The sequence below is a fragment of the Pseudoalteromonas sp. NGC95 genome (genome assembly GCF_015864705.1).
GTDB classification, from domain to species: Bacteria; Pseudomonadota; Gammaproteobacteria; order Enterobacterales; family Alteromonadaceae; genus Pseudoalteromonas; species Pseudoalteromonas arctica.
In genome coordinates this window covers 1-3,850 of record NZ_JADYWR010000049.1, presented here as the reverse complement: position 1 = coordinate 3,850, position 3,850 = coordinate 1, and the positions used below count along the sequence as shown (strand labels likewise).

The 3,850-nt window shown below is 50.2% G+C and carries 1 protein-coding gene; it reads left to right on the top strand.

What is annotated here, in order from left to right:
- A partial coding sequence (locus tag I6E70_RS20440; protein ID WP_197189496.1) for a beta strand repeat-containing protein occupies positions 1–3,850 on the top strand: 3,850 nt, incomplete at both ends.

Sequence of the window (3,850 nt, the reverse complement as noted above, 5' to 3'; positions counted from 1 at the left end):
GATAGCAGCGGTGCAGCGCAAACAATGAGCGCCACCGTACTTGCTAATGGTACGTGGTCAATTCCTGTGCCGGCAGCCATTGCAGAAGGTGGATACACCATCAGCGCAAGCGTGAGCGATGGAGCAGGCAATGACACCACCGCTACTGGCGCTGGTGAAATAGACACCACCGCACCGACATTGATCCTAACGAATCCAGGTTCAAGTAATGACATCAACCCGACATTTAGCGGCACAAGCGATGCGGTTGAAGGCACCGTTATTAACTTCACCGTAGTGGACGATCAAGGCAATACACAAACGTTCACCACCACGGTGGATGCTGATGGCAACTTCTCAGTTGAAGTAATCACTGCACTGGCAGAAGGACCGTATACGATTACTGCCAACATCAGCGATGTAGCAGGTAACAGCACCGATATTACCGGCAACGGCACAATAGACACATCCGCGCCAAGCATTACCGTGGATGCGCCAATATTAACAAACGACAGCACGCCCACAGTGACAGGCACCAGTGATGCACCTAATAGCACTATCATAGTTACGTTTACAGATGCAGCAAATGCCACTCAAAGCATTGATGTACAAACCGATGCTGATGGTAACTGGAGTGCGACACCAACAGGTACATTAGCTGAAGGTAATTACAATGTCAGCGCTAGCATCACCGATGCAGCAGGCAACACAGGTACAGGCACTGACAGCGGCGAAGTGGATGTAACTCCGCCAACTCTTGCCTTTACGCCAACGTTTGAACTTGGTTTATTGGTTACCTTAAGTGGTACGTCTGACTTGCCAGCAGGTAGTGAAATTACAATTACCGAGCAGCTGGTAGGCGGTGGTATTGGTGCAACATATACCACTACAACGGATGCGGATGGCAACTGGTCATTAGTTGGGTTGGATATATCGTTACTTGATGTTGGCTCAGTGATCGCAACAGCGACCGATGCCGCAGGTAACACGCGTACAATTAGCTCAGACGACTTTGATAATACACCGCCGACACTTACTGTTGATGTTGCAGCACAAAGCGACAGCAACACGCCAACCATAAGCGGCACAAGTGACGCAGGTGAGGGTGCGCAAGTGACCATAGTGGTTACTGATAGCGCAGGCAACCCACAAACCATCACCGCACTTGTGGATGCAAACGGTGATTGGAGTGCCACACCAGCGACACCATTAAGTGAAGGTCAAAGCACCATTGAAGTAAGTGTACGCGACAGTGTTGGCAATGAAACCACCGTGAGTGACACCACGACTATCGACACGCAAGCGCCAACGCTCACCATTCAAAACGTAGGCGATGTTAGCGATTTAACACCTGAGCTGCAGGGCACCAGTAATGAAATTGGTGGCACTGTCACACTCACTATCACGGATAGCGCAGGTGCTGTGCAAACCATTGATACGATAGTTGAAAGTGATGGCCACTGGAATATTGAAATTCCAGGTGCCCTTGCACAAGGTGACTTTAGCGTTGTTGCCAGCATCACTGATGCTGCAGGCAACGACACCACGGCCAACAGTAGTGGTAATGTAGATACCATCACCCCGGTTGTGAGCGTGGATGCACTGGGCCTTGGCAATGACAGCACGCCAGTCATTAGTGGTACCTCAACAGAGGCAGAAGGCACCGTTGTAAACATTGTTATTACCGACAGCAATGGTGATGAAATCCCCATCACCGCCACCGTTGATGCAAACGGTGAATGGCAAGCAACCAGCCCTGAATTACCAGATGGCAACTACACCGTGCAAGCCAGTATCACCGATGATGCAGGCAACACCGGCGGCGCTACACAAACAGGCAACTTAGATACCTTAGCGCCGACACTGACGTTAGATACAGTCGGTGCCACGAATAACAGCACACCAACAATTAGCGGGACATCAAACGCGCCAGTAGGCACGGTTATAACGATTAACGTCACGGATGCAAATAATACAGAAACGTTCACTGCAACAGTGCAAGCCGATGGCAGCTGGTCAGCGGATGTACCGAACGCGCTAACTGATGGTCCACTCACTATCGAAGCAAGCGTCAGCGACAGTGCAGGTAACACCACCACGTTAAGTGAAGGCGCAACATTAGATACCAACGCACCGAGTATTAATATCGATGCATTAATGGACACAAATGATACAACACCGAATGTGAGCGGTACCAGCAGTGCAGCAAATGGCACTATTATCACCGTCAGTTTCACGGACAGTAATGACATAACAAACACGGTACAAACAACTGTTACAGACGGTATCTGGAGTGTTGAAGCTCCTGTTGACTTAGCTGAAGGCAGTTATGAAGTTGAAGCGAGTGTTACAGATGGAAGCGGCAATACAAGTACAGCAACAGAAAATGGTGTAGTGGATACGACTATTCCTAATATTGCCGTAAATGATGTAACCGTGACTGATGACACAACACCTACGATCACTGGCACAGCGAATGCGCCACAAGGCAGCACCGTGAGCGTTGAAATCACCGACAGTAATAATATTACTCATACCGTAACGACCACATTAGGGGTTAATGGCACATGGAGCGTAGCAGCCACGCAAGTACTGGCTGAAGGCACCTTTACAGTGAGCGCCAGTGTGAGCGATGCCGCAGGCAACGAAGCCACTGCCACAGGCACTGGTGAAATAGATACCATTGCACCGACACTTGTACTTACCAGTCCAGGCTCAAGTAGCGACATCACCCCGACACTTAGCGGCACAAGCGATGCCGTTGAAGGCACCGTTATTAACTTCACCGTGGTGGACGATCAAGGCAATACACAAACCTTTACGACCACTGTGGATGCCGATGGCAACTTCTCTATAGAAGTACCGACTGCCTTGGCAGAAGGGCCGTACACGATCACCGCCAGCATCAGCGATGCAGCAGGTAACAGCACCGATATTACAGGTAACGGCACAATAGACACGACCGCGCCAAGCATTACCGTGGATGCGCCAGTACTCACCAATGACACCACACCCACAGTGACTGGCACCAGTGATGCACCTAATAGCACTATCACAGTTACGTTTACAGATGCAGCGAATGCCACTCAAAGCATTGATGTACAAACCGATGCAAGTGGTAACTGGAGTGTAACGCCAAGCGGCGATTTAGCGGAAGGTAATTACAGCGTCAGCGCCAGCATCACCGATGCCGCAGGCAATACAGACACGGGTACAGACAGTGGCGAAGTCGATATAACACCGCCAGACTTAGCATTTACACCTACCTTCTTATTAGGCTCATTGGTGTTATTAAACGGCACCTCTGATTTACCGGCTGGCAGTGAAATTACCATTACTGAGCAACTTGTTGGCGGCGGTGTGGGCGTAAGTTACACCACAACCACTGACGCCAATGGTAACTGGTCACTGACTGGTATTGATATCTCATTACTGAACTTAGGCTCCGTGACCGCAACAGCGACCGATGCCGCAGGTAATACCCGTACAATTAGTTCAGATGACTTTGATAATACGCCACCGACACTCACTGTTGATGTTGCAGCACAAAGCGACAGCAACATGCCAATCATAAGCGGCACAAGTGATGCGGGCGAGGGGGCACAAGTGACTATCGTGGTTACTGATAGCGCAGGCAACCCGCAAACTATCACCGCCCTTGTGGATGCAAACGGTGATTGGAGCGCCACAGCAGCGACACCATTAAGTGAAGGTCAAAGCACCATTGAAGTAAGTGTACGCGACAGTGTCGGCAACGAAACTACAGTGAGTGACACCACCACTATCGACACGCAAGCGCCACTACTCACCATTCAAAACGTAGGCGATGTCAGCGACTTAACACCAGAGCTTCAGGGCACCAGTAATGAAA